Genomic DNA, 25,403 nt, shown 5'->3' on the forward strand with positions numbered 1-25,403 from the left:
ATTGGTTCATTTTGGGATACAGTTGGGGCAAATCCCCTGTACCAGCATGTTGACATCTTCCCTTACGTATCCTTCAGGTAAGCGGATGGCCGGTATGTGTACGCTTTCCAGGCAGGTGGTATCACCGCAGGTGGAGCATTTAAAATGGATGTGGTCATGGTGGTGTTCGTGAGAACTGCATTCTTCTTTACAAAGGGCATATTTCACGCCACCTTCGTCATCCGGTATTTTATGGAGAATTCCTTTTTCTACAAAAGTTTTGAGTGTCCTGTAGATGGTTACGCGGTCAAAACCATCCTGCAGCAAACTCTCAAGGTCGCCATGCGACAAAGCAGCGGATTTGTTCAAAAAAGCCTCTAAAATGCTTTCACGGCAATCAGTATGCCTGAGAGCGTAGGTTTTGAGTGTATTTTTCGAATCTGTCATCATCATATTATTCCAACACCAGACTGGCGTTTTCGAATTGTAATTTTACCAAATTTGCATAAATTCCGTCATTTTTCAAAATCAGCTCCTCATGACTTCCTGTTTCTGCAATCTCTCCTTCTTTGATCACATAAATCCTGTCCACATTACGGATCGTGGCCAGACGGTGGGCAATAATGATCGTGGTCCTGTCTTTCATCAGCTCGTTCAGGGCACCCTGAACCAGTTTTTCAGATTCCGAATCCAGGGCACTGGTGGCCTCATCCAGCAATAATATAGCCGGATCTTTCAGAATAGCCCTGGCGATGGCGACGCGTTGTCTTTGTCCTCCTGATAACTTAACGCCACGCTCACCCACTACCGTATCAAATTTCTCCGGGAATTTTTCAATAAACTGTAAGGCATTGGCCCTTCTGGCGGCATTGTAGACTTCTTCAAGACTGGCCGAAGGGTTACCGTACAGGATGTTCTCCATGATCGTACCGCCAAAAAGCATGACTTCCTGGGGAACAATCGCTATGTTTTTTCTCAGGTCCGTCACGTCCTGGTCAGCGATCGATTCGCCGTCAACACTGATGGTACCCGAAGTTAAAGGGTAGAATTTCATCAGCAATTGCACGATCGTCGATTTACCGGCACCGCTCTGGCCCACCAAAGCGACTTTCTCACCCGCACTGACGTGGAAAGAAATATCTTTTAAGACTTCAATATCCGGTCTGGATGGATAATTAAACGATACGTTTTCAAAACTCACTTCTCCGTTTATCTTATGATCACGCGGTATATTATCTACATTTACCTCTGATTTTTCTTCTATGATCTCGAGTAATCTTTCTGAAGAACCGACGGTTCTCTGCAACTGGGCGTATAAATCACCCAGGCCGCTCAGTGACCCACCGATAAAAGTGGTATAAAAAAGAAAGGTCAGCAAATCAGCCAGCTGCATTTCTCCGGCCTCAACCAGTCCCCCGCCATACCAGACCACCCCGACAATACCCCCGAACATGCCTACAATAAAGAATGTGATGAAACCTCCACGCAAAGCCGCGGCTTTCAAAGCGGTCTCAACGATTTCTCCCATTACTTTTTTATATCTGTTGATCTCCAGTTTTTCGTTGGTAAACGACTTCACGATATGCACCGACTGAAGGGTTTCTTCCACAATGACGTTGGACTCAGCCAGCTTATCCTGGGTTCTTTTGGCCAACACCCGGATATATCTGCCGAAAACGATCGCAGCAATAACCAGCACAGGAAAAGTTGCCAGCATAAACAGGGTGAGTTTCCATGATAAAACTATGATGATGGAAATACCGACGATCAGCGTCACGATCTGTCTGAAAAATTCGGCCAGTGTGGTAGATAAAACCACCTGGAGGGAAGATACATCTGAAGAGATCCTGCTGGTCAGCTCCCCTACCCTGCGTTGTTCAAAAAAATGAATGGGTAAGGTAATGAATTTACTGTAAACCATCTTCCGGATATCAGCGGCGGTCCACTCACTTACCTGCGAAAAGAAATACACCCTGAAATAAGAGAAGAGCCCCTGCAGCAATAAAATGCCTGCAAAAAACATCGTCACGTTATTGAGTGTATATTTTGATTTCCCTTCAATCACCCGGGTCATCTCCCCGATCAGCATCGGGAAAGCGAGGGTGGAAGCACTGGAAAGTGTCAGGAAAACCATTCCGATTGCGAAAGTCCATTTGTAAGGTTTTATAAAAGCGAGCAATTGCAATGCCTTTTTAAGTCCTTCTCTACTTATTTTTCTTTTGTCTTTCGGGGCTACTTCGTCCCAAAATCCTTTTCTGCCTTCAGCCATTATTTATTCTTCTATCTGTCCCCTGTATTTTGAATCTTTAAAAATCTTTTGTGCGTCATTGTCTTTCATCAATTCTTGTAACGTAACCGAAGGGTTTTCAGTTCTGTAGCGGCTCACGATTCGCCACCCAAGCCACTGCCCGATTCTGCCTGGGCAGTCAGGACCTACTTCCGGTACATTCGGCCTCTCGTCCACGTATTTCTTTTTGATCCTGAAATTCTGTTCAAAGAGCAGTTTCTTGTCCACAAAATGAGCCCACACTAGGTCCTGGGCATCCCAGACTTCCTTCATTTTGGCTTCGGTATATCCGATGATGAGATAGTCTGGCGTTTCGGGCATAGCCGCTTTGGTAAACTCAAAGGCTTTGCCAAAAAACACCATATCCGCCAGTAACGAGCGGTCGGAGTCATTCATTTTAATGAAGCCGTTAGACAAAAAGCGAATGATGGTAGGCACCAGGTAAGGTTTCTGGTATCTTTCGAGTAAATAATCCGGTTGCTGTGGCCTGTACTTGGCCGTTGGCCCTACAAACGCCTCCAACGCGATGATGACCAGGGTGTCCGATACAAAAATATCATTTTCGAGACCCGTAAAAGTAGTCACGATTTTAGGCTCTTTAAAATCAGGGTAATAGGATTTGATGTATCTGAAAGCCGATTCAAACTCTTTTTTGATGTCTGACAATTCGCCGAAATGCACCTGGGTCTGGTCATACAATGCCCGGGTTTCAGGGTGCGTAATGAGATAATATAAGTGAGAGACAAACGCGGTGTCTTCCGGGAAAGTCCTGTAAAGCGAATGTATGTAGGTCTGATTTTTCTTCAGGAGGGCTTGAAGCTCTTCTTTACTTTTGACGGCCATCAACTGGCGGTCAAACCGTTCGATATTGACGGATACCTTGATATCTTCTACGTCAGGTTTTTCAGCGGTCTTGTTGCAGGATATAATAAAAACGGACAGGATCAAAAGAAAAAAAGTACTCCTTAAATAAAACTTCATATTAATTTTTCGGTTTTTGTGCAAATTTAAGGAATTATTGAACCCGTTGAGAATTAATACTTCATAAACCTTTTTAAATATTTCCGGAGTAAAAGAATCTGATCCTGAATTATTCCTTGAAATTTTTCTCCCCCGCTTCAATTCTGACCTTTAAATGATTCTCTCTCGGGGGAACGGGGCAGCTGAAACCTGTTTCATAGGCACACAAAGGATTGTAGGCCTTGTTAAAATCGATGAGCAGTGCATCTCCTTTTATTTCTTCCATTTTAAAATCAAGATACCTGCCTGCTCCATACGTGTCGTTCCCACTGGTGAGGTCTTTAAAAGGAACAAAGAGCAGATTCCTGGTAAGCGGTGTCAGGACAGCTGAACGGTAGACCTGCAAAACGCATTTTTTAGCATTTACGGTAAAATGAAGTTCTCCGAAAACAACAAAAGATTTCCGGTCGCCGGAAGAGGTAATCATCTCTGTTTTTTTTGCCTTTCCTTTGATTTCAAACCGGGCTTTGATGATGAAGCTGGTATCGGGATCATAATATTTAAGGTACTTCGAAACCTGGTCGCCGGGTCCGAAGTCAACTTTATCTTTCAGTTTCTCAAAATATTCCTGCCTGTCCTGCCTCACCTTATCAGCGTAGCCCTGGGCCAGGCATTCAGTTCCGGCCACAAACAGGATAAAGAAAACAAAAAGTAGTTTTTTCATTTGACGGTCCATATTTGTTTTAAAGCTTCCATCAGGTCGGTGTGATAATTGGATGCCACCGGCACCACTTCTTTTTCGGAAAGGCTGACCTGGTGCCTTTCGATTTTCTGGATATGGGCCAGGTTGATGATGTAAGACTTGTGCACACGCATGAAGCTTTTGGCCGGCAATGTTTCTACCGCTTCGGTCATCGTCATTCGGGTCACGGTCTTTTTATCTTTTTCCCTGAAAGTCAGATAGTTGCCTTCTGACTGCACATACAACAAATCTGCCACGGCAATCCTGACCAGGTCATAGCCGTCTTTCAGGAAAATATACGGCATCTCTGTTTCTTCTTTATTAATGACTTCCGAAGCTTTCTGGCAGGCTTTCATAAACCTGGAGAAGTCGAAAGGCTTGACAAGATAGTCAATCGCACTTAAATTAAAAGCGTCAACGGCATACTGAGAATAAGCTGTCGTAAAAATAACGCCTGCGTCTTTGGGTAAAAGCTGGGAGAAATCCAGTCCTGAAATGTCCGGCATGTTGATATCCAGGAAAACCAGGTCAACCGGGTTTTTCTTCAGATAGTCAAGAGCCTCAATGGCACTCACAAATGTTTCCTTCAGGTCCAGGAAACCTACTTTGGCTGAGTGGGCCTTGATGACTTCAAGGGCCATCGGTTCATCATCTATTGCTATTGCTTTGATCATCGCTTAATTCATGTTAATCTGACCTGTAATTTTACTTCAAATACGCCCTCACTGGCTTCAACAGAAAGCTGGTGCCTGCCGGGATAATACAATTCAAGTCGGCGTTTGGTGTTTTCAAGACCGGTGGATGTCCCTGCCTCCAGTTTATCCACATGGCGGATGATGCTGTTTCGGCATATAAAACTCAGTTTATTGCTTTCTACTTTCAGGTCGATATGAATAAATGATTCCTGGTTGATGCTGATACCATATTTGAAGGCATTTTCTACATAAGGAATGACCAGCAGCGGGGCGATCTTCGCAGGGATTTCGTCCCAGTAAATATCAGTCGTGATTGAAATGTTCGGGCGTTCTGGTATCCTCATTTTCTGAAGCTGAATGTAATCTTCGAGAAACGTCAGTTCCTTTTCTATCGGCGAACGCTCGGTTTTAGTTTCTTCCACCACATGCCGCATGATCCTGGAAAGCTGTTCGATTCCAGCCGCGGTTTTAGGACTGTCTTCCACGATGGCAGAGCCGTAAAGATTGTTCAGCACATTGAACAGAAAGTGCGGGTTGATCTGGGCCTTCAGAGCTACGAGTTCTGCTTTGGTTTTCTGATAAACCAGTTCTTTAAGTCTTCTATGCGACTCTGACGTGTAACGTGCGACAGCGTAAACAAAGGCGAACATCATCCAGAAATTGGTCAGGAAGAAATTCAGACCGAACGGCTGCATTTTTTCTCCCAGCAAGCCCCTCATGGCCAAAAGGATAAAAATATAAAAAAACACCAGCACCAGGGCATAGAAAAACTTGCCTTTGCGGCCTTCTTCCACAAATAACACCTTGAAGAGATACTGATAATTAAACTCCGAAAAAAGTACTGAAACACCCAGCAGACTAAAAATAAGGCTTTTTGTCCTGAAAAACCGTATAATCCAGAAACCGGTATTATAGCCCCAAAGGTATATTTCACCTTTTGACCTGGTTTTGACAGAACCTTTGGCATAGTCAGCCGCGAGTTCATCAAGAGGATAATAAACCGTATAATACCAGACTGTATGAATGAGACAAATCAGCGTAATAACCGCCACAATACTCACCCAGTGCTTCTTCACAAACGGGATTACCTGGTTTATCTGAAATGTATTACTGATGCTCACTTTATTCATTCCTGTTTGTTTTAAGCCTTCAAAACCCATTTGCAGGTCCTGACCAGGTCTTAAACGTTGTAAATTTAGTAGCTTTCTCATAATTTCTGTCTTTTTTCGTAAGGGGAAACAGGATTCTTATCTTTTTTACGGACTTTCAATTGGATTCAGGGCTCGTTTTTACACTGATCAATATCACGACCAATCCGACAAATGCAGACCTGAACAATATTTTCACCCAGTTAATGATCTCAAACTGATGGATGTAATCTGCCCAGCCCCATGTTTTCCCTTCCATTACCAGGGATTTGAAAAGGGGGTAAAATTCGGCCAGGATAATCGACATCAGCATATATCCCAAAGCAATCCCCGCGGCCCTTTTCAGGTTAAATGTGGTTTTCATATGGTCCGGGTAAATGTTCTGCTTATTTTTTTCGACCGGATGAAACAAGAATAAGGAAACCTGCTGTTATTCCACAAATGATCAGGGTGCCTTTGATGAGTTTGCCTGTATCCGACAAGTGGCCAAGCCACGAAGTGGTCACCAGGTAACCGAGAATTCCGCCAAGGAAACCGATCAGGATAAGTATGATTGACTTTACAGGTTTAGCCGTATTTCCGTGATTGGTAAAGACCTGTTTTTCATTTCTGAATATGTCATACACCACGCCCCTCATCAGGTCAAGTCCGACTTTGATCCGGTAACTTACCGGATGCCCGTTTTCCTCTTTCTGAAATTCATGAGTGGCACCAAGAAGGGAAGTTTTTTCAGACACTTTCTCTTCATTGTAAAAGATGGTTTCTTTTCCCCAGAAGGTATTATTAATGTCAATTTTAGTATTGTCGTCTAATTGTAGCGTAAGGAATCTCATTGTTTTTAATTGTTTAAGTTTTCACCTGCTTTGTTGCCGGTTTGATGGTTCAAAAGTATCTGACGGAGACAGATGAAAAAAAAGCGTGTGATGAAAGTGCCGGATGTTGGGATGAAGTGGGAGTCGTTTGTGATTTTGGCAATTTGTGAATTCCGGTATTCCCTGCCTGTCAGCCACAAATTGAGATCCGGAACTAAGCACTACTGTTTACTTTTTTGATGTAGTAGATTCGCACGGCCGTGCGAATCTACTTAGTTCCGGAATCTGCAAAAGAAATATCAGGCAAAAAGTCTCCTGAAAAACCTCCCCGCAGCATAGACCAGGCTCATCGTGACACACATGGGGCAAATACCAAAACGGAAAAAAGTCAGAAGCACTTTTTTGTACCATGGCATATCAGCGGGGATAATGGGACAGCTTACACCATCGCCTTCATATTCTTTGATTCCCCAGACATTGACCGGATTTTTCATGATTTTCAACCGAAAAAGTGATAGATACAAACACACAACAGGGAAACCGACACGGCACAGAGGATGATTTTTGTTCTTTTAGTCATTGTATTCATTTTTTAAGTTTGGTTATTAATACCCCGCTTACAAAATGATCACCCTTTTGTTTCAAGTTGTTTTTCTTTTCTGAGTTGCTGCATGCATTTATATTGCTGATTGGCAGCAGAATGTTTGTTTTTCCAGCCCATCTTCAGCATCAGGCTTTCCATGGGTTCATGATAGAAGAAGAGGGCTTTTAAAATACGCTGGCAGTTTTTTGTGATTTTAGTCAGCCACCGGCTGAGCTTTTCTTCTTTTGCCGGTTCAGGCTCCGTTTCAAAAGTGCATGACTCCTGCTGGTAAATGCTGATATCTTCCACACTGATCACCTTATTATCTCTCACTCGTTTGAGCCAGATATTCCTGTTGATTGCAAACAAATAGGTCTTAAGCGAGCTGGTCAGTTTAAATTCCGGCTTGCGGATTTTCTGAAGCAACACCATAATGGCTTCCTGGAAAACATCTTCCGCATCTGCCCGGTTTCCGCCGTGACGGGTGATGTGTGTCGAAACAGAAGGAAAACAGGAGGTATAAAGTGCCTCAAAAGAGGCGTTTTTCCCCTCTCTGAGTTGATTGAGCAGTGTTTCTTCGGGTATACTTGTCATCACATTGCAATTTAGTTAATAATTATATACCCTGATACGCCCTCGATCACCCTTACTGCTCATTTTTTATTTCCACATGCCTTCTCCGTTGTCCTTTTTCCTTTCTCCTTCCCACCATAAATCTTGTTTTTTACATATTTTATCTATGATTTAACCCATATGGTCGAAAAGGAAAAAAGTACTATATTCGTTGCTTTAACTTTGATTTTCAACTTAATAGATGAACATCTGTATGAAGATAAATAAACTTCCTAAAACCCTCTGTTTTTTACTTTTTATTTCAGTATCTGCCTTCGCCCAGGCTCCGGACGAGAGCCGTTTCAACAAAGTAATCATCACCGAAGGGCTGGACGAGCCTATGGAGATGACGATCCTGAAAGACAAACGGGTCTTGTTTGTTGAGCGTAAAGGCAATCTGAAGCTTTATGATCCTGAATCCGGGGCGATCAAAACCATCGCTACTATTCCCGTCAACACCAAGTACACCAACCGTGAAGGCAAGGTCAGAGAAGCAGAAGAAGGATTGATGGGCATTATCCATGACCCTCAGTTTGAGCAAAACCACTGGATTTACATGTATTATGCGGACCCGGCCACTCCGAAACACATCCTGGCCCGCTGGGAACTGAAAGGGGAAGAACTCGTGGAATCTTCCAAGAAAATCCTGCTTGAAGTGCCTACGCAAAGGGAAGAATGCTGCCATACAGGCGGTGGGATGGTTTTTGACAAAAGCGGCAACCTGTACCTGACGGTCGGAAACAATACCTCCAACAGTAATTCGGACGGCTATGCACCTATTGACGAAAGACCGGGTCAGGAAGTATGGGATGACCAGCGTGGTGCTTCCAACACCAACGACCTGAGAGGTAAAATACTCAGAATCAAACCTTTGCCTGACGGCACTTACAGTATACCTTCAGGCAACTTATTCCCGAAGGGCACCCCGCAGACCAAACCGGAAATCTATACCATGGGACACAGAAACCCGTGGAGACCTACCATCGATTCAAAAACAGGATATTTATACTGGGGTGAAGTGGGCCCTGATGCCTCTGTCGACTCAGAAAAAGGCCCGAGGGGTTATGACGAGTTCAACCAGGCCAAAGGTCCGGGCAACTTCGGCTGGCCTTATTTTATCGGTGACAACAAAGCTTACGCCGACTGGGATTTTGCCACTTCAAAACTAAAATCTGAGGCGAGATTTAACCCGGAAAAACCTATCAATGATTCTCCCAACAACACAGGTCTGAAAGAATTGCCTCCAGCTCAGAAAGCCTTTGTATGGTATCCTTATGGTATCTCAGAAGAGTTTCCGCTGGTAGGAAGCTCAGGCAGAAGTGCCACGGGCGGCCCGGTTTTCAGGGCAGCAGACTACCCGGCAGCCGAAAGACTATTCCCGTCTTATTATGAAGGCAAATGGCTGATGGTCGAATTTATGAGAGGCTGGATCATGTCTGTTACGATGGACGAAAAAGGTGACTATAAATCCATGGAGCGTTTTCTGCCCAACGAAAGCTTCGGCAGTGCCATCGACATGGACTTTGGTCCGGACGGAGATTTATATGTACTCGAATACGGTTCGGCCTGGTTCAAAGGCAACGACAACGCCAGATTGGTGAAAGTTCAGTACAACGCAGGCAACAGAAAACCGGTCGTAAAACTGACTGCAGATAAAAACTCAGGGGCATTGCCGCTTACCGTGAAGTTATCAGGCGAAGGAAGTGCTGATCCTGATGGTGATGTACTGACCTACAAATGGGAAATCACAGACGAAAAAGGTGTAGCCAAAAAACTGACCGGCAAAAACGTCAGCAATGTCTTTGTTAAGCCGGGAATCTACACTGTAGAACTGACCGTAAAAGACATCAAAGGGGAAGAAAGCTTCCAGTCTGTGGAAATCAAAGCCGGAAACGAGTCGCCCCAGGTGAGTTTCAATCTTGACAACGGCAATAAATCGTTCTATTTCCCTGGCAAACCGCTTAATTACACCGTCAATGTGTCGGACAAAGAAGACGGAGACCTGAAAAGCGGTAAAATCAAACCGGAAGAAGTAGCCGTAAGCATAGATTATTTACCGGCCGGATTTGACAAAATCGAAGTGTCACAAAGCCACAGGGGAACAGATGCCCTGGCGTTTGCTTCCACTGGTCTGCAACTTATTGACCAGAGCGACTGTAAGTCATGTCACCAGATGAAAGAGAAATCGGTTGGCCCGAGTTACATAGATGTGGCCGCCAAATATAAAGGAGATAAAAGGGCCCTTGACCGCCTGTCTCAGAAAGTGATCAAAGGCGGTATGGGCGTGTGGGGCGAACATGCGATGAGTGCCCACCCGCAATTGTCAAAAGCAGAAGCCACTTCTATGGTGGAGTATATCCTCAACATCGGAGATGAGAGTGCCTTCAAAACCATGCCTGTCAAAGGCACTTATGAACCTAAACTGCCGGAGCAGCTGAAAAGCGAGGGTGTTATCTTCCTGAGAGCCGCTTACCGTGACAAAGGATCCAAAACGATGAAATCCCTGACCTCCGAAGAGATCAGGATCCTGAGAAGCCCGGTGGTCAATCCTGAAAATGCCGATTATAAAAAAGGTATGAACCAGGTGATTACACCGTCCAGGTCGTTGTTTGCCGTAGGTCAGAACGCCCATTTAGGTTTCAAAAAGATCGATTTCACCGATATCAAATCTATTGAAATGCTGGTACAGGTAACTTCCCGTGTAGGAGCTGCCGGTGGTGAAATAGAAATAAGACTGGACTCTCCGGAAGGTAAACTGGTAGGTAAAACACCATTTGTGGCTTTAAAAGATGTGGCATTTACCCCGCCGCCGCCAGCCAAACCCGCTGCACCGGGAGCAGCCCCTGCACCCGCTCCGGCCCAACCGGATATGGCGGCCATGAGAAGAAGAATGTCTCAGACACTCAATATCAATGTGGCCGAAACAGGTATCCATGATGTGTACTTTGTCTACAAAAACCCTAAAGCGGAAAAGAACCAGATACAAATGCAGGTACAGGAGATACAGTTCAGAGATAAAGAAATTAACCAGTAATTCAGATAAAGTAAGGATAGCCTTAAAATGTTCAGCCGATTGATTAATTTTATAAATAAACAACAGCCTTACGTTTGAAACTATGGATCAAAAACTTATCAACCTTTATGATGAATACACGCATAAGCCTCTGAAAAGAGAAGTATTCATGAGTCGCCTGGCCAAACTTACCGGTAGTCTGGCCGCAGCGATGTCGGTTCTTCCCATGCTTGAAGCCAGTGCGGCCTATGTCGGTCAGATTTCTGAAGACGACGCCGATCTGATTATCGAAGATATCACCTACCCGATTTCAGAAGGACAAATGAAAGGCTATCTGGCTAAACCCAAAAGCAGCACAGGCACTTTGGGAGCAGTCATCATTGTCCATGAAAATAGAGGATTAAATGCCCATATTAAAGATGTAGCCAGAAGGGTAGCCAAAGCCGGCTACATTGCCCTGGCCCCGGATGCCCTGTCTCCGCTCGGAGGCACCACTGCCAATGACGACGAAAACAGGGCCGGATTCGGCAAACTGGATATGCCTAAAACCATCGCCAATTTTGTGGCCGGTGCAGACTATCTTTCCAAAAGAAAAGACAGCAACGGTAAAGTAGGTTGTGTAGGTTTCTGCTGGGGTGGTGCGATGGTCAACAACATGGCCGTAAGTGCCCCGCTTTCTCTTAAAGCTGCTGTGGCTTATTATGGCCGCCAGCCTGAAGCGGCAAGTGTGAAAAATATCAAAGCGAAAGTCCTGTTACATTATGGCGGACTGGACGAACGTGTCAACGAAGGCATCCCGGCCTATGAAGCTGCATTAAAAGCGGCGGGTGTTTCTTATGAACTGTATGTTTATGAAGGTGCTCAGCATGCTTTTAACAATGATACCTCGGCAGCACGTTACAACAAAGAAGTGGCCGACCTGGCCTGGGGAAGAACGCTGAAGCTCTTCGGAGAAACGCTCAAATAACGTCTATTTAACCCTGAACATAAATAAAACGGCCTGCGGAATGTATTTTTCGCAGGTTTTTTGTTGGATGGAATGATTGCACCAGGGTGTAGTAATCCTGCACTTTCCGGAAAAAGGAGAAATATTTGTCTGGTCATTCACCCGTAATAAAAAAAGGAGAAAGTGTTTCTCTTCCTCCTTTTTCCGTACTCCTTTCTCCTCTAAATATTCTTCTTCTTCAACTCCTTCACGGCGAAATCTGCAGCTCTGGCGGTCAGTGCCATGTAGGTCAGTGACGGGTTGACACATGAAGCAGAGGTCATACAGGCTCCGTCGGTTACGAAGACGTTTTTGACATCGTGCATCTGGTTGTTGCCGTTCAATACCGATGTTTTCGGATCGCGGCCCATCCTGGCAGTTCCCATTTCGTGAATGGCCATACCCAGGTATGATTTCCTGTCGCTTCCCGTTACGTTTTTCAGACCGGCTTTTTCTAGCATCTCAATGGCGTCGTTCATCATATCCTTACGCATTTTGTGCTCGTTTTCTTTCAGTTCGGCATCAAAAACCACCAGCGGGTTGCCCCACTTGTCTTTTTCGGTTTTATGCAGGTACATTTTGTTTTCGTAGTAAGGCAATGTCTCACCGAATCCACCCAGGTTCATTCTCCATTCGCCCGGTCTCACCAGTTCGTTTTTCAGATCAGCCCCGAAACTCAGTTCGTTTACGCTTCTGTTCCAGCCTCCGCGGCTTCCTCCGCCCTGGTATCCGAACCCTCTCAGGTAGTCTCTCTTTTCGCCGTTGAGGTTACGGTAACGCGGCACGTAGATACCCGTCGGTCTTCTTCCGTAGTAGTATTTGTCCAGATCGCCTTCCCAGTCGCCGCTGGCACCGATCCTGAAATGGTGATCCATCAGATTGTGACCCAGTTGTTCAGAGTCATTACCCAGACCATTCGGAAAACGGTTGGAGGTAGAGTTCAGCAAAACGGCAGTTGAACCCAGGGCACTCGCACAAACGAATATGATTTTAGCATAATATTCCTTGGTTTCCATCGTCTTGGCATCGACAATCCTTACCCCGGTGGCTTTCTTTTTGTTTTCGTCATACATGACCTCTTTCACTACCGAATCAGGTCTCAGTGTAAGTCTGCCGGTTTTCATGGCAGGAGGCAAAGTACACGATTGTGTACTGAAATAGGCACCATACGGACAACCCAGAGCACATTTATTACGTCTCTGGCAGGCAGCTCTACCTACTCCCAGCTGGGCTTTCTGAGCTTCAGACAAGTTGGCCACACGGCCGATCGTCATGGTTCTGCCCGGAAAATTCTTTTCGATACGTGTTCTTACTTCCTTTTCGACACAATACATCTCAAACGGAGGCAGAAACTCCGAATCAGGCAACTGGGGCAGTCCCAGTTTTTCACCGGAGATACCCGCGTGCTTTTCAACATAGGAATACCACGGAGCGAGGTCTTTGTAGCGGATAGGCCAGTCTACAGCAATCCCTTCTTTGGCGTTGGCTTCAAAGTCGATGTCACTCAACCTGTAAGATTGGCGGCCCCACATAATAGATTTTCCCCCCACGATATCCGGTCTGAACCAGTCAAAACGCTTCTCTTCTTTGTAAAGCGAGTCGCTGTCGTTCATCCAGTAATTCTGGCTCAACTCATTGAACGGATAATCCCTCGAAAGTTTCGGGTGAGATTCTTTCAAAGCCACCGTCAGACGGCCGTTGTACTGGGTTTCCCACGGATCTTTCATGGCGTTTTCGTAGCCTGTCACGTGTTCCAGGTTTTTGCCTTTCTCAAGCATCAGGACTTTCAGCCCTTTTTCGGTCAGTTCTTTTGCAGCCCAGCCTCCGGTAACCCCCGAGCCAATCACGATGGCATCATAAGTCTGGTCTTTAATTGCATCTATGTTTAAATTCATTGGTCTGATTTGATAGGTTGATGCAGCACATCAACGGGTGATTCATTTTATTTCCGGAATTTTAAAGGGCCCAGGTTTTCTGGTCTTTTTCAAGAGGTATACATCCGTCAAACCTTCCCGGAATAGGAAGATAAGCCAGGGCTTGTGTAGCTCCGATCTCAGAAATAAAGTAGCCCGTAATGGTCAGTTCACGCATCCTGACAAAAAAGTCTTTGTTATAGACCGTAGCATCCTGGATCATGATGTTCTTTTGCTGAAGAGACAGATCCGCAAAACCTTTTTTGAATTTGGCTTTACTGTCGGCGTCAAGCTTGGCCAGCCCGCCGAAGAATTTTTCCTGATCAGGTTTTTCATAGCAGTCTCTCATGACCCTGATGATAAATTGTTCGACACCGGCCGCTTTGGCCCCCGGAGTGTCGGTAGTCGGAATGATGATGTCTGCCACTTCGGCGATCAGGGAGGCCTGGTCTACAGTGGGTCTGATACTTTCCCCGCCATAAATAGCCTGACCCATGGCCCCTGCCAGCAAAGGTGCGGACATAACACCTCCGAGCATTAAGGTTACCCTTTGAATTGCTTCTCTACGATCCATTTTTTCTGAAATTTCAGGTTAGTTAAATTGAATAATGAACTAGGTTTTCCCTCTTCAAAACATAATACAAAAAGCAGTTTAGACAGAGATAGAATTATACCCTAAAATTATATCTTTTTATTGATATTATACCAATTTGAGTTCCGGAACTCGTCTACGGAATGGGAGGATTGCTCTATTAAATACTTCAATGATTGAATGATGGAATGCCTCAGTGGGAAGTGGTGATTTCTGATTTAGTGATTTTTCAACGTTCAATGATAGAATGCCTCAGTGACGAATGGAGATTCCTGATTAGTAATTTTTCTGTTTGTGGTATAGTCGTTTGCAGAAGGGCATTTCCAAGCAAGTCCTTAAAATCAAATAGTCAGCTGATACAAACATACGTTCATACCAGCTGACTATTAAAAAGCGATCAGATCGCTATAACTCCCTTTCTACGTCCGACATCACAGTCAGGCCGGGCGGGCAGGCTTACTCCTTTTTTCGTTCTCTTTACTCCTTTTTCCTCTAAAATTACTTCAGATTCGACAGGAACTCCACCATATCCCTGATCTCTCTTTTTGACATGATCGATCCCATCGGCGGCATGCTTGACGGCATGTTTTCGCGTTTGGCGATACGGCTTACCGCTATCTTCATCGGCTCGGCATCTGAGGTATTGATGATCAGTTCGCTTTCACTTTCTGAAGCCAGTGTTCCGGTGATTTCCTGTCCGTCTTTCAACGTTACGGTAACCACACCAAAACCAGGAGACAACCTCGCACTTGGCTCAATAAGAGCCTGAAGAATGGTCTCTCTGCTCAATGTAGCACCGATCTTGGTCAGCGACGGCCCGACAGCCCCGCCGACATTGTTGATCGAGTGACAACGCACGCACTGACCTGTAGAATTGGTATTGAAATACCTGCGGCCTTCAAAACCGTTACCACCAAACAAAGCTCCTTTGTATTCGTCAAGGATGTTGGTAACAGGATTGACAGTTTTCATTTTTTCTGCCAGCCTTTCTGATTTACTCACCTCAATGGCCTCTGAGAGGTCAAGAGAAAGCTCTTTCGCCAGTTTCTGGTCTTTCAGCTGGTCAATCAGACCTGATAGCACAGGTTCTGTTTTCTGAATCGGCATCTGACCCAGCACGCTGATCATTTTCTGTTGTTCCCTGATCGTTCCTTTCTCAAAGATCGGTTTGACAATGGCCGGAAGGGCACTGGCACTGATATCCAGCTGACCCAGAAGTCCCAGGGCCGTGGTTCTTACGTCTGCATCTTTATCTTCCATTCCCGCTTTGATGATCGGTTCAATGCCACTGTATTTCAGATCTGACAAGGCAGTGAGCACCGCTGACCTTACCTTCTCATCTTTGCTGTCTTTAAATATCTGGGCCAGGGCTTCATTGTGATTGTCTATTTTCAGACTTCCCAGCATCTGAGCGAATGCAATCAGGGTAGCTGAATTTTTATCATTCAGGAAGTTGCTGATGTTTGGAGCCATTTTGTTTTTCACCATAGCCAGGTCACGCACCACCACACCCCTGTATCTGCCGTCCACACGGTCAAGTACCGAAGGCTCAGCCCATGTTCCGATAGTCGCCAGAGCTTCTGCTCTCAGGTCATCCGAAATGTCTGATCTCTTGGCAAAAGCAATCGTCAGATCCAGCTCTTTCTCACCACCTACACGCAGAGCTGCGTTAATGGCTCTTCTCAGAAGAGGCTCTGATTTGAATCTTTTTTCGCTCAATACTTCCGCCAGGGCAGGCAGAGCAGCCGGAATAGAATGATCATCGTTGATCGCTCTCGCCGCTTCTGTAACAATATATTCGTCTTTATCCTGCAGGAACTTAGCGATCTGCTCATTCTTTAATCTTCTCAGCACCAGCACCGCCGCTGTTCTCAAAGCCTTGCTCGGGCTTGAAGCCAAAGCTACCACAGGCTCTACCTGGCCGATTTTGTACAGGGCAATCACCCCGGCATGTCTGATATACACGTCTTCATCATTGTTTTTCTCGATCATATCCAGCAACGGCTGCACCGCATTTTGCTGTTTGATACGTCCCAGAGCCTCGGCAGCATAGAATTTCACCCTGAAATTCTGGCTTTTCAATAATGGAATCAGTTGCTCGCCGGCAGTCGCAATTTTAGCATCACCCAAAGCCTTGGCAGCCTGAGCGACGATTTCCGCATCAGCATCTTTCAATAAATCTATCAGCACAGGAGCATAAGACTTGTCCGCTCTCGACAACTGAGCCACGCCCCACACCCCGTGGATACGGGCCAGCTGGTTTTCCCTCTGGGCGATATTTTCTTTCAGAGTCTCAAAACCTTTTTTACCTCTTTTGGCCAGTTCAAGCTGGGCTTTCTGCCTGATACGCATGTCTTCATATTTCAGAAGCGTACTCAGCATCACCTCAGTCTGCAAAGGATATTTCAGCTTCATCAGACGGTTGGTTTCTTTTCTGACGGCCTCAAGGTCATTTTTACCTTCAGCCACATCTATTTTCCAGACCCTTCCGTAGTTTTTGGTTCCCCAGCCGTTCACCCAGTCGGCAGCGTACAAAGCTCCGTCCGGACCAAACTTGATACCTGTAGGCAGGATACCGCTTACCAGGTCTTTTTCTCCGTCCAGGGCAAAAGAGGCACCCTTTGACTTAAGTCCGAATGACCAGATGTGCGATCTTGAAGGGCTACCTACGAATTCAACCAGGAAGAATTTCTTCAGCCAGTCTTTGCCCAATGCGGTTCCGGGGTTGTAAACCATTCCCGTAGGGCCGTTGTGATAATTCATGATCGGGGGAATGATGTAAGCCGCCTGGCCTTCCCAGCGAGGCTGATACAACTTCTCGTCCATCCACACTTTATACTTGTTATTTTTAGGATCAGTATATTTTCCGTATTGCCAGTTAGATCTCCAGCCTGAGTCATATCCTTCTACGATGTGCACCAGACGCTCGCTTTCGCCGGGATGGTCACCGTCGTTATCTGAACTGATGATGTTGCCATACTCGTCAAATACGAATTCGTGGGTATTCCGGATCCCTGAAGCAAATACTTCAAAATCGCTTCCGTCAGGATTTGATCTTACAAGGATACCTTCGTTGGCATAGTTATGATTCACCCCTTCTTTAGTGGTGATGTTGGCTCCGATGTCACCGATCTGCCAGTAAATACGCCCGTCCGGTCCTTCTGTGGCACCCGACATCCCGTGTCCGCTGAAACCGATGTGAACCGCCCAGCCTGTGCTGATTGAGGTCTTTTTATCAGGAAAACCGTCACCGTTGGTATCCTGCAAACGCCACATATCAGGGGCAATGTTCAGGAAAATATCGTTTTCCCTGACCAGGATACCTCCTGCCACGTCCGTTACTTCCTGGTTAAAATCACTGAAGATCATGGTCGACACATCTGCTCTGCCGTCACCATTTTTGTCTTCAAGTCTCCAGATTTCATCTTTTTCTACGGCAAGGTCTTTCCAGTCATGGCTTCCGTCTTCGTTAAGGTCTTTTAGCCATTCGTTTTCTGCACTTTTTTCAGGGGCGAATGTCTCTCTCAGGAATTTCCTCCTGTCTTCCACCGACTGAAGTGCGATAGACGGAGTCATCCAGTTACGGTGACCGCGGATATCAAATTCAGAGTTTTTCTGCCTGTTGGTTCTGGTCAGATAGATACGACCCAGGTCATCTATCGACATAGAAACCGGATCCGGAGCCAGGGTATCAGAAGCCCAGAGGTTGATCTGAAGTCCGTCCGCAATTTTAATAGGTGTTTTATCCCGGATCTCTTTCGCCTTGGCAGCGGAAGCCTGTGGATCTTCGGTGATTACTACCGGGGTAAAAGTATTCTTGAGTTTCATACATGACAGTACGACAACACTAAAGAATACCAGTAACAATAACTTGTTCTTTGTAATGCTTTTAAGAGCCATTTTTATTATTTTTTTGATTGAATATTTGACAGGTGGCCTTATGAATGTATACAAAACCGCCAGCTGGGGGTAAATTTATGCCATTTCTATGACAAATGCTCATTCAGGCCTGAAAAATAGACGAAACAGGCATCAGTATCGACGGGGTGTTTATAAGACAAGTAGATACGCATCGCCGTGCCTATCTACCCGAGCAATTAATTTATCATCAAAATCCTTTTACGCCAGAATATCCGTCACCACCTTACCGGCCACATCGGTCAGCCTGAACGGCCGGCCCTGGAAATCGTAGGTCAGTTTTTCGTGGTCAAGGCCCATCAGGTGCAGAATGGTGGCCTGCAGATCGTGTACATGGGTTTTCCCTTTGACTCCGAAATAGCCGATATCATCTGTTTCTCCATAAGTAAAGCCTTTTTTAACCCCTGCTCCGGCCATCCAGATGGTGTAAGCCTCCACATGGTGGTCGCGTCCCATGAAAGGTGCTGGCTTGTTGTCGCGGTTTTCCTGCATCGGTGTGCGGCCGAACTCACCGCTCCACACCACGAGGGTCTCATCCAATAACCCTCTCTGTTTCAGATCCAGCAACAATGCCGACATGGCCTGATCGGTTTCCTGGCATTTTTTCCAGAGTCCTATTTCCAGGGCTTCTGAGGCACTTGAGCCGTGCGTATCCCAACCCCAGTCGTACAATTGTACAAAACGCACACCACTTTCCACAAGCTTCCTGGCCAGCAGACAGTTGTTCGCAAAGGACGATTGCCCGATGGTCGTTCCATACATATTGTGTATATAATCAGGCTCTTTCGAAATATCCATGGTGTTCGGTATCTCCGTCTGCATCTTGAACGCCAGCTCATACTGGGCTATCCTCGCCAATGTTTCAGGATCCTGGAACTCCTCGTAATTCCTGTGATTGATCTCGTTGATCGTATTGATAGCCTCCTTTCTGAGGTCACGGTCAATCCCGTCCGGGTTTTTGACATACAAAACAGGTTCTCCGTCAGAACGGCAGTGGACACCCTGGTAAATTGAAGGAAGGAAACCACTTCCCCAGATGCTCTTCCCGGCTTCCGGATAACGACCGCTTGACGTCAGTACGATAAAGCCCGGCAGGTTTTCGTTCTCTGAACCCAGTCCGTACACCGCCCATGAACCCATACCCGGCCGGCCGAGCCTGGCACTGCCGGTCTGCATAAACAGCTGAGCCGGAGCATGGTTAAACTGGTCGGTGTGCATGGCTTTCATAAAACACACTTCGTCCACCACATGCTGAAAATGAGGCAGATAGTCAGACACCCAGGCTCCGGATTGGCCATGCTGGGCAAATTTACCCTGGGGACCAAGCATTTTAGGAGTACCCCTGATAAAAGCAAAGGTTTTGCCTTTCAGAAATTCTTCCGGACAATCCTTACCATGCCATTTCTCCAGCTCAGGTTTATAATCAAAGAGCTCCAGCTGGGAAGGAGACCCGGCCATATGAAGATAAATGACCCTCTTGGCTTTGGGAGCAAAATGCGGCAGCTTTTCCATGATCTGGCTGGCAATATCATTACCTGATGATGGGGTATTACAACCTCCCATCATAGACCCCAGGGCCATGGCTCCCATACCTGAGGCACATTGCTTGAGAAAATGCCTTCTTCTCAGCATGTGCAAATCTTTTTCCAGGGCTTCTTTAATAATGCTCATTTTACTTCTTTGTTACAAATTCATCCAGGTTCATCATGGTGTTGGCCACGATGGTCATCCCGAATAATTCCTTATCTTTTTGTGTCCGGCTTCCTGCTTTGTTATACAATGCGGTCAGAGCCGCCAGGTCTTCTTTTTTAATATCTTTCAGGAAAATTTTCTGATAGCCCAGCCTGATTCTGTCGTCTGTTTTCTTACCGGACTTGAGCATCCAGGCTCCCATGGCTTTGGAGGCCTCCATAAATACCGGGTCGTTCAGGAGCTGCAAAGCCTGCAGCGGCGTATTGGTCCTGATCCTCCGCTGTGTACAAACCTCGCGGCTCGGGGCATCAAACGTGAGCTGCTGCGGATAAGGACCTGTACGGCGTACAAAAGTGTAAATGGCCCTCCTGTAATTCTCTTTACCCTCACTTTGCTTATAATTCAGGCTGCTGTTTACCGCCTGCCAGACGCCTTCCGGCTGATAGGGCAACACAGGCTTTCCGTACATTTCAGGATTAAGAAGATTACTTACCACCAAAGCCTGGTCACGGATCATTTCTGAACTCAAACGCACCTGGGGAGCATGAGAATAATAATAATTGAGCGGGTCCTTCTTCTTTGCTTCATCTGAAATCACGGATGACTGGCGGTAGGTGGCAGACATCACGATATATTTAAGCATATCTTTAGGCTTCCATCCCATTTCTTCGCGGTATTTGACCGAAAGGTAATCCAGCAGATGCTGATGTACCGGTTTGGATCCCTGTGAGCCGAAATCCTCAAGGGTTTCCACAATTCCCCGCCCGAAAAGCTGTTCCCAGTAACGATTCACGATCACCCTGGAGGTCAGCGGGTTGTTTTTATCTACCAGCCATCTGGCCAGACCCAGGCGGTTTTTAGGATAGTCTTTGGTATAAGCGTTCAATGAGGCTGGCATGCCGGGCTCCACTTTCTTGCCATGCACCAGCCAGTTGCCCCGTTCAAAAACGTGGGTATTCCTCTGATAATCCCGGTGATTTTCCAGCATGATCGGTGTGTTCTTTGTCTTGGCTGAAATCAGGCTGAAGAATTCTTTCATCATCACCGGATCTTCTCTGAAGGGCAGCTTATCCAGGAAAACAAACCAGTTGGCCGTAAAAACATCCTGGTTAGGCTTAAGCCTGGCATTGCGGGCCAGCAGATAAAGATCGTGTTTCCCGGTAGTTTCTTTAATCGGGATAGTGTACAGTTTATTCTGCGACATGGTATCCAGGCTGACGCTGGCGATTACCTCTCCGGTCAGGCTCCCTTTCCTGATTTCCAGCTTCCCACCCGGATTCGGGTTTCTTAAGTTCATCAGCAGGTCAGACTTACCGGTAAGCTCCATGGCAGGTAGACGGCAGCTTCCGTTATTCCTTAATCCTATGTTCCGGTCACCCAGCAAGGCCCCGTTGACATACTGATCAGCATAGTGGGCATGATGACGCGGCTCCAGTGTTCTCAGGAAAAACGAGAGGTCTTTTTTATATTTTGAATCAGGTGGCAGGCTTTTGATAAAACTCACCAGTCTCACTTCATCTTCTTTTTCAAATTCCCGGTAGAAAGGGGCTTCGTCCTGTGTGTCCTCATCCCTCTGATTATTAAAAAACGCCATAGATTTGTAATAATCTTCGTGCTTAAACGGGTCATAAGGATGGCTATGACATTGCACACAGCTGAAGGTAGTTCCCTGCCAGACGTCCCAGGTCGTATTGACCCTGTCGATGACCGATGCCACCCGGAATTCTTCATCCACGGTCCCGGTTTCATCGTTGTTCATCGTGTTGCGGTGAAACCCGGTGGCCACATACTTATTTTTGTCCGGATCAGGCAGCAAGTCTCCCGCCAGTTGTTCGGTGGTAAACTGGTCAAACGGCATGTTGTCGTTATAAGCCCTGATCACCCAGTCGCGGTACTGCCAGATGTTTCTTGCATTGTCTTTCTGATATCCCCGACTGTCGGCGTAGCGGGCCAGGTCAAGCCACATAGAAGCCCACCGCTCCCCGAAAGCCGGATTTTTCAGCAATCCGTCCACCATTTTTTCGTACCATTCATCCGAATCATCTTCCATATGCAGACGCCTCTGGGCAGGGGTCGGTGGCAGTCCGATCAGGTCCAGGTACACCCTGCGGATCAGGATTTCCCTATCCGCCTCATCAGACATAGACAAGCCGGCTTCCTTCAGTTTATCCTTTACGAAATAATCAATATCGTTTTCCTTCTCTGCTCCGAATCCGAACAGGCTTGAAAAAACACTTTTACCCGGCACTTTTTCATTCTCAAGGGCTACATAGGCCCAATGTTCCCCCCATTTGGCCCCCTGCTTTACCCATTTCGTCAGCACTTCTATTTCCTTGTCACTCAAGGGCTCTTTTTTATAAGGCATTCTTTCTTCTGCGTCCTGATGGGTCAGACGGGCAATAAAGTCACTTTGTTCGGGATGAAAAGGTACAATGGCAGGCTTTCCCGACTTGGTTTTGGCCAGGGCTTCGTTGTGGAACAGCAAGCTGAAACCGCCTTGTTTTTTGACGCCCCCATGGCAGGAAATGCAGTGTTTATTCAGAATGGGCTTGACCTCCGTGCTGTAATCCACCTCTTCTTCATTAAAAAAAACTTTCCAGCTGATAGTGCCCAATATCAGGAAGGTGGATAAAAATATGATACTCCGTACTCTCATTGACTTTTAACTTTCCTCAAAGTTAGACATAGTATTTTTCAATTTCTACCTGAAATAATGCAATTTTAAATACAAAATTGACCTGTTCAGACCCCGAAAGCGGCCGATGTAAACGGTTGCATTGTCAAAAAGCAATTTTACCGGGTGATAAAAAACATGAACGTTTAGTCTTTGCAGAATAATAGCCTTAAATTTGAGCCTCAAAAAAAATACAAGAATGTCAGTTTTCATATCTCCCGTACAAGACTCTCTTTCTGCCTTTTTAGCAGGAAAATCATACTCAAAAATTGTAGTTCTCGCAGACAATAATACCAAAAGACTTTGTTATCCCCTGCTCAAGCCTTTTTTACCCAGGCATAGCCTGATTGTGGTCAAAAGCGGGGAAGAAAATAAAAACCTGGCCACCTGCGAACAGATCTGGCTGGAAATGACACGTCTTGAACTCGACAGACACGCCCTGATGATCAACCTCGGTGGCGGTGTGGCCGGAGATATGGGTGGCTTTTGTGCTGCCACCTACAAAAGAGGCATTGATTTTATACAGATTCCCACTACCCTGCTTTCACAGGTAGATGCCAGCGTAGGCGGAAAACTGGGCATTGATTTTCACGGGTTCAAAAACCACATCGGGGTATTTACCTTGCCCGAGGCGGTATTGATTGATCCGGTATTTCTGAAAACATTACCCTACAGGGAGCTGAGATCAGGCTTTGCTGAAGTAATCAAACATTGCCTCATCCGCGATGCAGACCAATGGAACGAGATCCGCTTTAACGAGCTGGAAGAGCAGAACCTGGAGGAGCTGATTGCCCACTCTGTAGCAATCAAAAAGAAAGTGGTGGAAGAAGACCCTACAGAGAAAGGCCTGAGAAAAATCCTGAACTTCGGGCACACACTTGGTCATGCCATTGAAACCTATTTTCTCGACAAAGGCAAAGACCGCCTGTTTCACGGAGAGGCCATTGCCGCCGGAATGATCTGTGAGGCATTCATTTCCTTTAACAGGAACTGGATCGACGAAAGGGCCTTGATTCAGATAGAAGAGTACATTTTCTCACTGTACGGTAAAGTCAAACTGAAAACAGAACAGATTCCTGCCATCATAGCCCTTACCCAACAGGACAAAAAGAATCGCGGCAGGGAAGTACGGTTCTCCGTTCTTGACAAAATAGGTTCATGTAAATTCGACGTGACGGTAGGAAAGAAAGAGATGGAGAAGGCTTTGGCTTATTATATTGGATAACGCCGGAGAAAAGAAGGACGGAGAAAGGAAAACGGAACAAGATCCGGGGAAACGTTTAGCATGATGCTTACTGATTTTTTTCATCTTCAGGGAAGCGACGTTGCCACAGATTCCGGAGTGTTAAGTAATTATTACCTCTGAGGGCAATCATATGGTATTTGAAAATCTGACAGTCATATTTGTTTAATTTTGATTTTAATACATTCATCAGAAGATATTCTGTACTATGAAAACCTTAAAGAAAGCTGGTATCATCCTTTTATCCATTGTCCTGGTACTGCTCGTCATTGTGGCTTGTCTGGTAACCACCATCGACAGGACACCTTATAAAGATATGCCATACTACGGCGAATGGAAAAAGCAGATGAATGAACTGGTCATTTCTCCGGATTCCGGTACAGACAGTTTAAAAGCAGGCTGGGCCAAAGAAAATATCACACCCGAAAACCCCGTACCACTGGCCGGATACGGAGCCCGGAAAGGGAAATCGTACGACAGTGTCCACGATTCGATTTATGTACGGACCTTCTTCTTTAAAAAAGGCACGCAGAAAGTGGCGGTTGTTTCAGCTGACCTGCTCATACTTCCTCCTACAGTAAAGGTCCTGGTCGAAAAAGAACTGGATAAAGACATCCATGTCTATTACGGAGCCATTCACTCTCATAATTCTATCGGAGCCTGGTACAATACTTTGGTAGGAAGGCTGTTTGCGGGTAAATATGACCCGGAAATCGAAAACTTCCTGGCCCGGAAAATCCTTCTGTCCATCAAAAAAGCCGCCGAAAACCCTCAGAATGCAGAGCTGCGTTTCCACAAAGACATCGACACGGCAGACATCAGGAACAGGCTGGTGGAAGGTGATCCGGTAGAGCCCTTTATCCGGAGTTTAGAAATAAGGACGCCAGGCAAAAAAGCCATTTTATGTACTTATGCTGCACATGCCACAGTTTTAAATTCCAAAACCATCCAGCTCTCAAGAGATTACCCGGGGGTGTTGGTGGATGCCCTCGAAAAAGACGGGTATGATTTTGCCATGTACATGTCAGGGGCAGTGGCCAGTATGGGGCCTATAGAAAAAGGGACAAATGATTTTGAAGAAGTGTCGCGTGAGGGGCAAAACATTAAAACGGAAATTCTTTCTGAAAACGAAAAAGAGGCCACGCTTATAAATCCGGGGTTAAAGGCTTTTGAAATAGAATTACCTCTGCGAAAACCTTCCCCGAGACTCAACCAGACCTGGGCATTGAGGCCATGGGTATTCAGATGGATTTTCGGAGACTCGCCTACTCACGTCAACGTCCTTAAAATGGGATCTGTCGTGATGGTAGGCCTGCCCTGCGACTTTTCGGGCGAATTAATGAAACCCTTGGACGAATATGCCTCTAAAAAAGGCTTAAACCTTATCATCACCAGTTTCAATGGCGGCTATGCAGGATACATCACTGCTGATAACCGTTTTGACATGAATGCCTACGAGACCATCACGATGAGCTGGTTTGGCCCCTATAACGGTGCCTACTTCTCTGAAGCCGTTCGTGATGTGATAGACAAGCTTGCCGTTAAATAGTTTCAG

19 protein-coding genes are annotated in these 25,403 nt (G+C 46.0%); 4 read left to right on the plus strand and 15 right to left on the minus strand.

The annotated features are described in order from the left end of the window. Nucleotides 1-6: 6 nt before the first annotated feature. The 10 genes from GVN16_RS13250 to GVN16_RS13295 form a co-directional block, all read right to left on the minus strand. Complete coding sequence (locus tag GVN16_RS13250; protein ID WP_166564694.1) at nt 7-426, minus strand: Fur family transcriptional regulator; 420 nt, start codon at nt 424-426, stop codon at nt 7-9. Between the two features lie 7 nt (nt 427-433). Then, a complete protein-coding gene (locus GVN16_RS13255; RefSeq protein WP_166564389.1) occupies nt 434-2,248 on the minus strand; it encodes an ABC transporter ATP-binding protein in 1,815 nt (604 codons plus the stop codon). Between the two features lie 3 nt (nt 2,249-2,251). Then, complete coding sequence (locus GVN16_RS13260; protein ID WP_166564390.1) at nt 2,252-3,247, minus strand: gliding motility protein; 996 nt, start codon at nt 3,245-3,247, stop codon at nt 2,252-2,254. 109 nt (nt 3,248-3,356) lie between these two features. Continuing rightward, nucleotides 3,357-3,950: a DUF1684 domain-containing protein gene (locus tag GVN16_RS13265; protein ID WP_166564391.1), complete on the minus strand. Its 594-nt coding sequence runs from the start codon at nt 3,948-3,950 to the stop codon at nt 3,357-3,359. Continuing rightward, nucleotides 3,947-4,642: a LytTR family DNA-binding domain-containing protein gene (locus GVN16_RS13270; RefSeq protein WP_166564392.1), complete on the minus strand. Its 696-nt coding sequence runs from the start codon at nt 4,640-4,642 to the stop codon at nt 3,947-3,949. Before GVN16_RS13270 ends, GVN16_RS13265 begins: the two co-directional genes overlap by 4 nt. Nucleotides 4,643-4,650: 8 nt before the next feature. Further along, nucleotides 4,651-5,874, minus strand: a complete 1,224-nt coding sequence (locus GVN16_RS13275) for a sensor histidine kinase (protein ID WP_166564393.1) — start codon at nt 5,872-5,874, stop codon at nt 4,651-4,653. A 55-nt stretch (nt 5,875-5,929) separates the two neighbouring features. Beyond that, nucleotides 5,930-6,175 (minus strand): hypothetical protein, encoded by a 246-nt coding sequence (locus GVN16_RS13280; RefSeq protein ID WP_166564394.1) that lies wholly within the window; start codon nt 6,173-6,175, stop codon nt 5,930-5,932. 22 nt (nt 6,176-6,197) lie between these two features. Beyond that, nucleotides 6,198-6,644: a hypothetical protein gene (locus tag GVN16_RS13285; RefSeq protein ID WP_166564395.1), complete on the minus strand. Its 447-nt coding sequence runs from the start codon at nt 6,642-6,644 to the stop codon at nt 6,198-6,200. A gap of 278 nt (nt 6,645-6,922) precedes the next feature. Further along, nucleotides 6,923-7,117: a hypothetical protein gene (locus GVN16_RS13290; protein WP_166564396.1), complete on the minus strand. Its 195-nt coding sequence runs from the start codon at nt 7,115-7,117 to the stop codon at nt 6,923-6,925. Nucleotides 7,118-7,251: 134 nt separating this feature from the next. Continuing rightward, entirely contained in the window at nt 7,252-7,800 is a 549-nt protein-coding gene (locus tag GVN16_RS13295) for an RNA polymerase sigma factor (protein ID WP_166564397.1), read from the minus strand. Nucleotides 7,801-8,032: 232 nt separating this feature from the next. Here GVN16_RS13295 and GVN16_RS13300 point away from each other — a divergent pair, with 232 nt between their 5' ends. Beyond that, nucleotides 8,033-10,852 carry a PQQ-dependent sugar dehydrogenase gene (locus GVN16_RS13300; RefSeq protein ID WP_229244168.1) on the plus strand — a complete coding sequence of 940 codons (2,820 nt, stop codon included), beginning with the start codon at nt 8,033-8,035 and terminating at the stop codon, nt 10,850-10,852. Between the two features lie 82 nt (nt 10,853-10,934). After that, complete coding sequence (locus GVN16_RS13305) at nt 10,935-11,798, plus strand: dienelactone hydrolase family protein (RefSeq protein ID WP_166564399.1); 864 nt, start codon at nt 10,935-10,937, stop codon at nt 11,796-11,798. 200 nt (nt 11,799-11,998) lie between these two features. Here GVN16_RS13305 and GVN16_RS13310 read toward each other — a convergent pair whose 3' ends face one another. From GVN16_RS13310 to GVN16_RS13330, 5 genes are all read right to left on the minus strand, one after another. Then, complete coding sequence (locus tag GVN16_RS13310) at nt 11,999-13,711, minus strand: GMC oxidoreductase (protein WP_166564400.1); 1,713 nt, start codon at nt 13,709-13,711, stop codon at nt 11,999-12,001. A gap of 61 nt (nt 13,712-13,772) precedes the next feature. Continuing rightward, nucleotides 13,773-14,303 (minus strand): gluconate 2-dehydrogenase subunit 3 family protein, encoded by a 531-nt coding sequence (locus GVN16_RS13315; RefSeq protein ID WP_166564401.1) that lies wholly within the window; start codon nt 14,301-14,303, stop codon nt 13,773-13,775. 516 nt (nt 14,304-14,819) lie between these two features. Continuing rightward, a complete protein-coding gene (locus tag GVN16_RS13320; protein ID WP_166564402.1) occupies nt 14,820-18,221 on the minus strand; it encodes a HEAT repeat domain-containing protein in 3,402 nt (1,133 codons plus the stop codon). Nucleotides 18,222-18,440: 219 nt separating this feature from the next. After that, on the minus strand, nt 18,441-19,910 hold the full coding sequence (locus GVN16_RS13325; RefSeq protein WP_166564403.1) for a DUF1501 domain-containing protein: 1,470 nt from the start codon (nt 19,908-19,910) through the stop codon (nt 18,441-18,443). A gap of 1 nt (nt 19,911) precedes the next feature. Next, the gene (locus GVN16_RS13330) at nt 19,912-22,587 is read right to left on the minus strand and encodes a DUF1553 domain-containing protein (RefSeq protein ID WP_166564404.1); all 2,676 of its coding nucleotides are present in this window, start codon (nt 22,585-22,587) and stop codon (nt 19,912-19,914) included. 217 nt (nt 22,588-22,804) lie between these two features. Between GVN16_RS13330 and aroB the strand changes: the two genes are divergently transcribed. Together aroB and GVN16_RS13340 are read left to right on the plus strand one after the other, a co-directional pair. Beyond that, nucleotides 22,805-23,830, plus strand: coding sequence for a 3-dehydroquinate synthase (aroB, locus tag GVN16_RS13335; protein ID WP_166564405.1), 1,026 nt, complete (start codon nt 22,805-22,807; stop codon nt 23,828-23,830). Between the two features lie 226 nt (nt 23,831-24,056). Continuing rightward, nucleotides 24,057-25,397 carry a neutral/alkaline non-lysosomal ceramidase N-terminal domain-containing protein gene (locus tag GVN16_RS13340; protein ID WP_166564406.1) on the plus strand — a complete coding sequence of 447 codons (1,341 nt, stop codon included), beginning with the start codon at nt 24,057-24,059 and terminating at the stop codon, nt 25,395-25,397. The last annotated feature ends 6 nt before the right edge of the window (nt 25,398-25,403 follow it).

The sequence above is a fragment of the Emticicia sp. CRIBPO genome (assembly GCF_009905725.1).
Lineage (GTDB): Bacteria > Bacteroidota > Bacteroidia > Cytophagales > Spirosomataceae > Leadbetterella.

What these genes read in the sequence shown, in the direction of transcription:
- GVN16_RS13280 (WP_166564394.1), bottom strand. Translation starts at nt 6,175, where the DNA reads ATGAAAACCACATTTAACCTGAAAAGGGCCGCGGGGATTGCTTTGGGA.
- GVN16_RS13250 (WP_166564694.1), bottom strand. Translation starts at nt 426, where the DNA reads ATGACAGATTCGAAAAATACACTCAAAACCTACGCTCTCAGGCATACT.
- GVN16_RS13265 (WP_166564391.1), bottom strand. Translation starts at nt 3,950, where the DNA reads ATGAAAAAACTACTTTTTGTTTTCTTTATCCTGTTTGTGGCCGGAACT.
- GVN16_RS13255 (WP_166564389.1), bottom strand. Translation starts at nt 2,248, where the DNA reads ATGGCTGAAGGCAGAAAAGGATTTTGGGACGAAGTAGCCCCGAAAGAC.
- GVN16_RS13290 (WP_166564396.1), bottom strand. Translation starts at nt 7,117, where the DNA reads ATGAAAAATCCGGTCAATGTCTGGGGAATCAAAGAATATGAAGGCGAT.
- GVN16_RS13305 (WP_166564399.1), top strand. Translation starts at nt 10,935, where the DNA reads ATGGATCAAAAACTTATCAACCTTTATGATGAATACACGCATAAGCCT.
- GVN16_RS13275 (WP_166564393.1), bottom strand. Translation starts at nt 5,874, where the DNA reads ATGAGAAAGCTACTAAATTTACAACGTTTAAGACCTGGTCAGGACCTG.
- GVN16_RS13310 (WP_166564400.1), bottom strand. Translation starts at nt 13,711, where the DNA reads ATGAATTTAAACATAGATGCAATTAAAGACCAGACTTATGATGCCATC.
- GVN16_RS13270 (WP_166564392.1), bottom strand. Translation starts at nt 4,642, where the DNA reads ATGATCAAAGCAATAGCAATAGATGATGAACCGATGGCCCTTGAAGTC.
- GVN16_RS13315 (WP_166564401.1), bottom strand. Translation starts at nt 14,303, where the DNA reads ATGGATCGTAGAGAAGCAATTCAAAGGGTAACCTTAATGCTCGGAGGT.
- GVN16_RS13300 (WP_229244168.1), top strand. Translation starts at nt 8,033, where the DNA reads ATGAAGATAAATAAACTTCCTAAAACCCTCTGTTTTTTACTTTTTATT.
- aroB (WP_166564405.1), top strand. Translation starts at nt 22,805, where the DNA reads ATGTCAGTTTTCATATCTCCCGTACAAGACTCTCTTTCTGCCTTTTTA.
- GVN16_RS13295 (WP_166564397.1), bottom strand. Translation starts at nt 7,800, where the DNA reads ATGACAAGTATACCCGAAGAAACACTGCTCAATCAACTCAGAGAGGGG.
- GVN16_RS13330 (WP_166564404.1), bottom strand. Translation starts at nt 22,587, where the DNA reads ATGAGAGTACGGAGTATCATATTTTTATCCACCTTCCTGATATTGGGC.
- GVN16_RS13320 (WP_166564402.1), bottom strand. Translation starts at nt 18,221, where the DNA reads ATGGCTCTTAAAAGCATTACAAAGAACAAGTTATTGTTACTGGTATTC.
- GVN16_RS13260 (WP_166564390.1), bottom strand. Translation starts at nt 3,247, where the DNA reads ATGAAGTTTTATTTAAGGAGTACTTTTTTTCTTTTGATCCTGTCCGTT.
- GVN16_RS13325 (WP_166564403.1), bottom strand. Translation starts at nt 19,910, where the DNA reads ATGAGCATTATTAAAGAAGCCCTGGAAAAAGATTTGCACATGCTGAGA.
- GVN16_RS13285 (WP_166564395.1), bottom strand. Translation starts at nt 6,644, where the DNA reads ATGAGATTCCTTACGCTACAATTAGACGACAATACTAAAATTGACATT.
- GVN16_RS13340 (WP_166564406.1), top strand. Translation starts at nt 24,057, where the DNA reads ATGAAAACCTTAAAGAAAGCTGGTATCATCCTTTTATCCATTGTCCTG.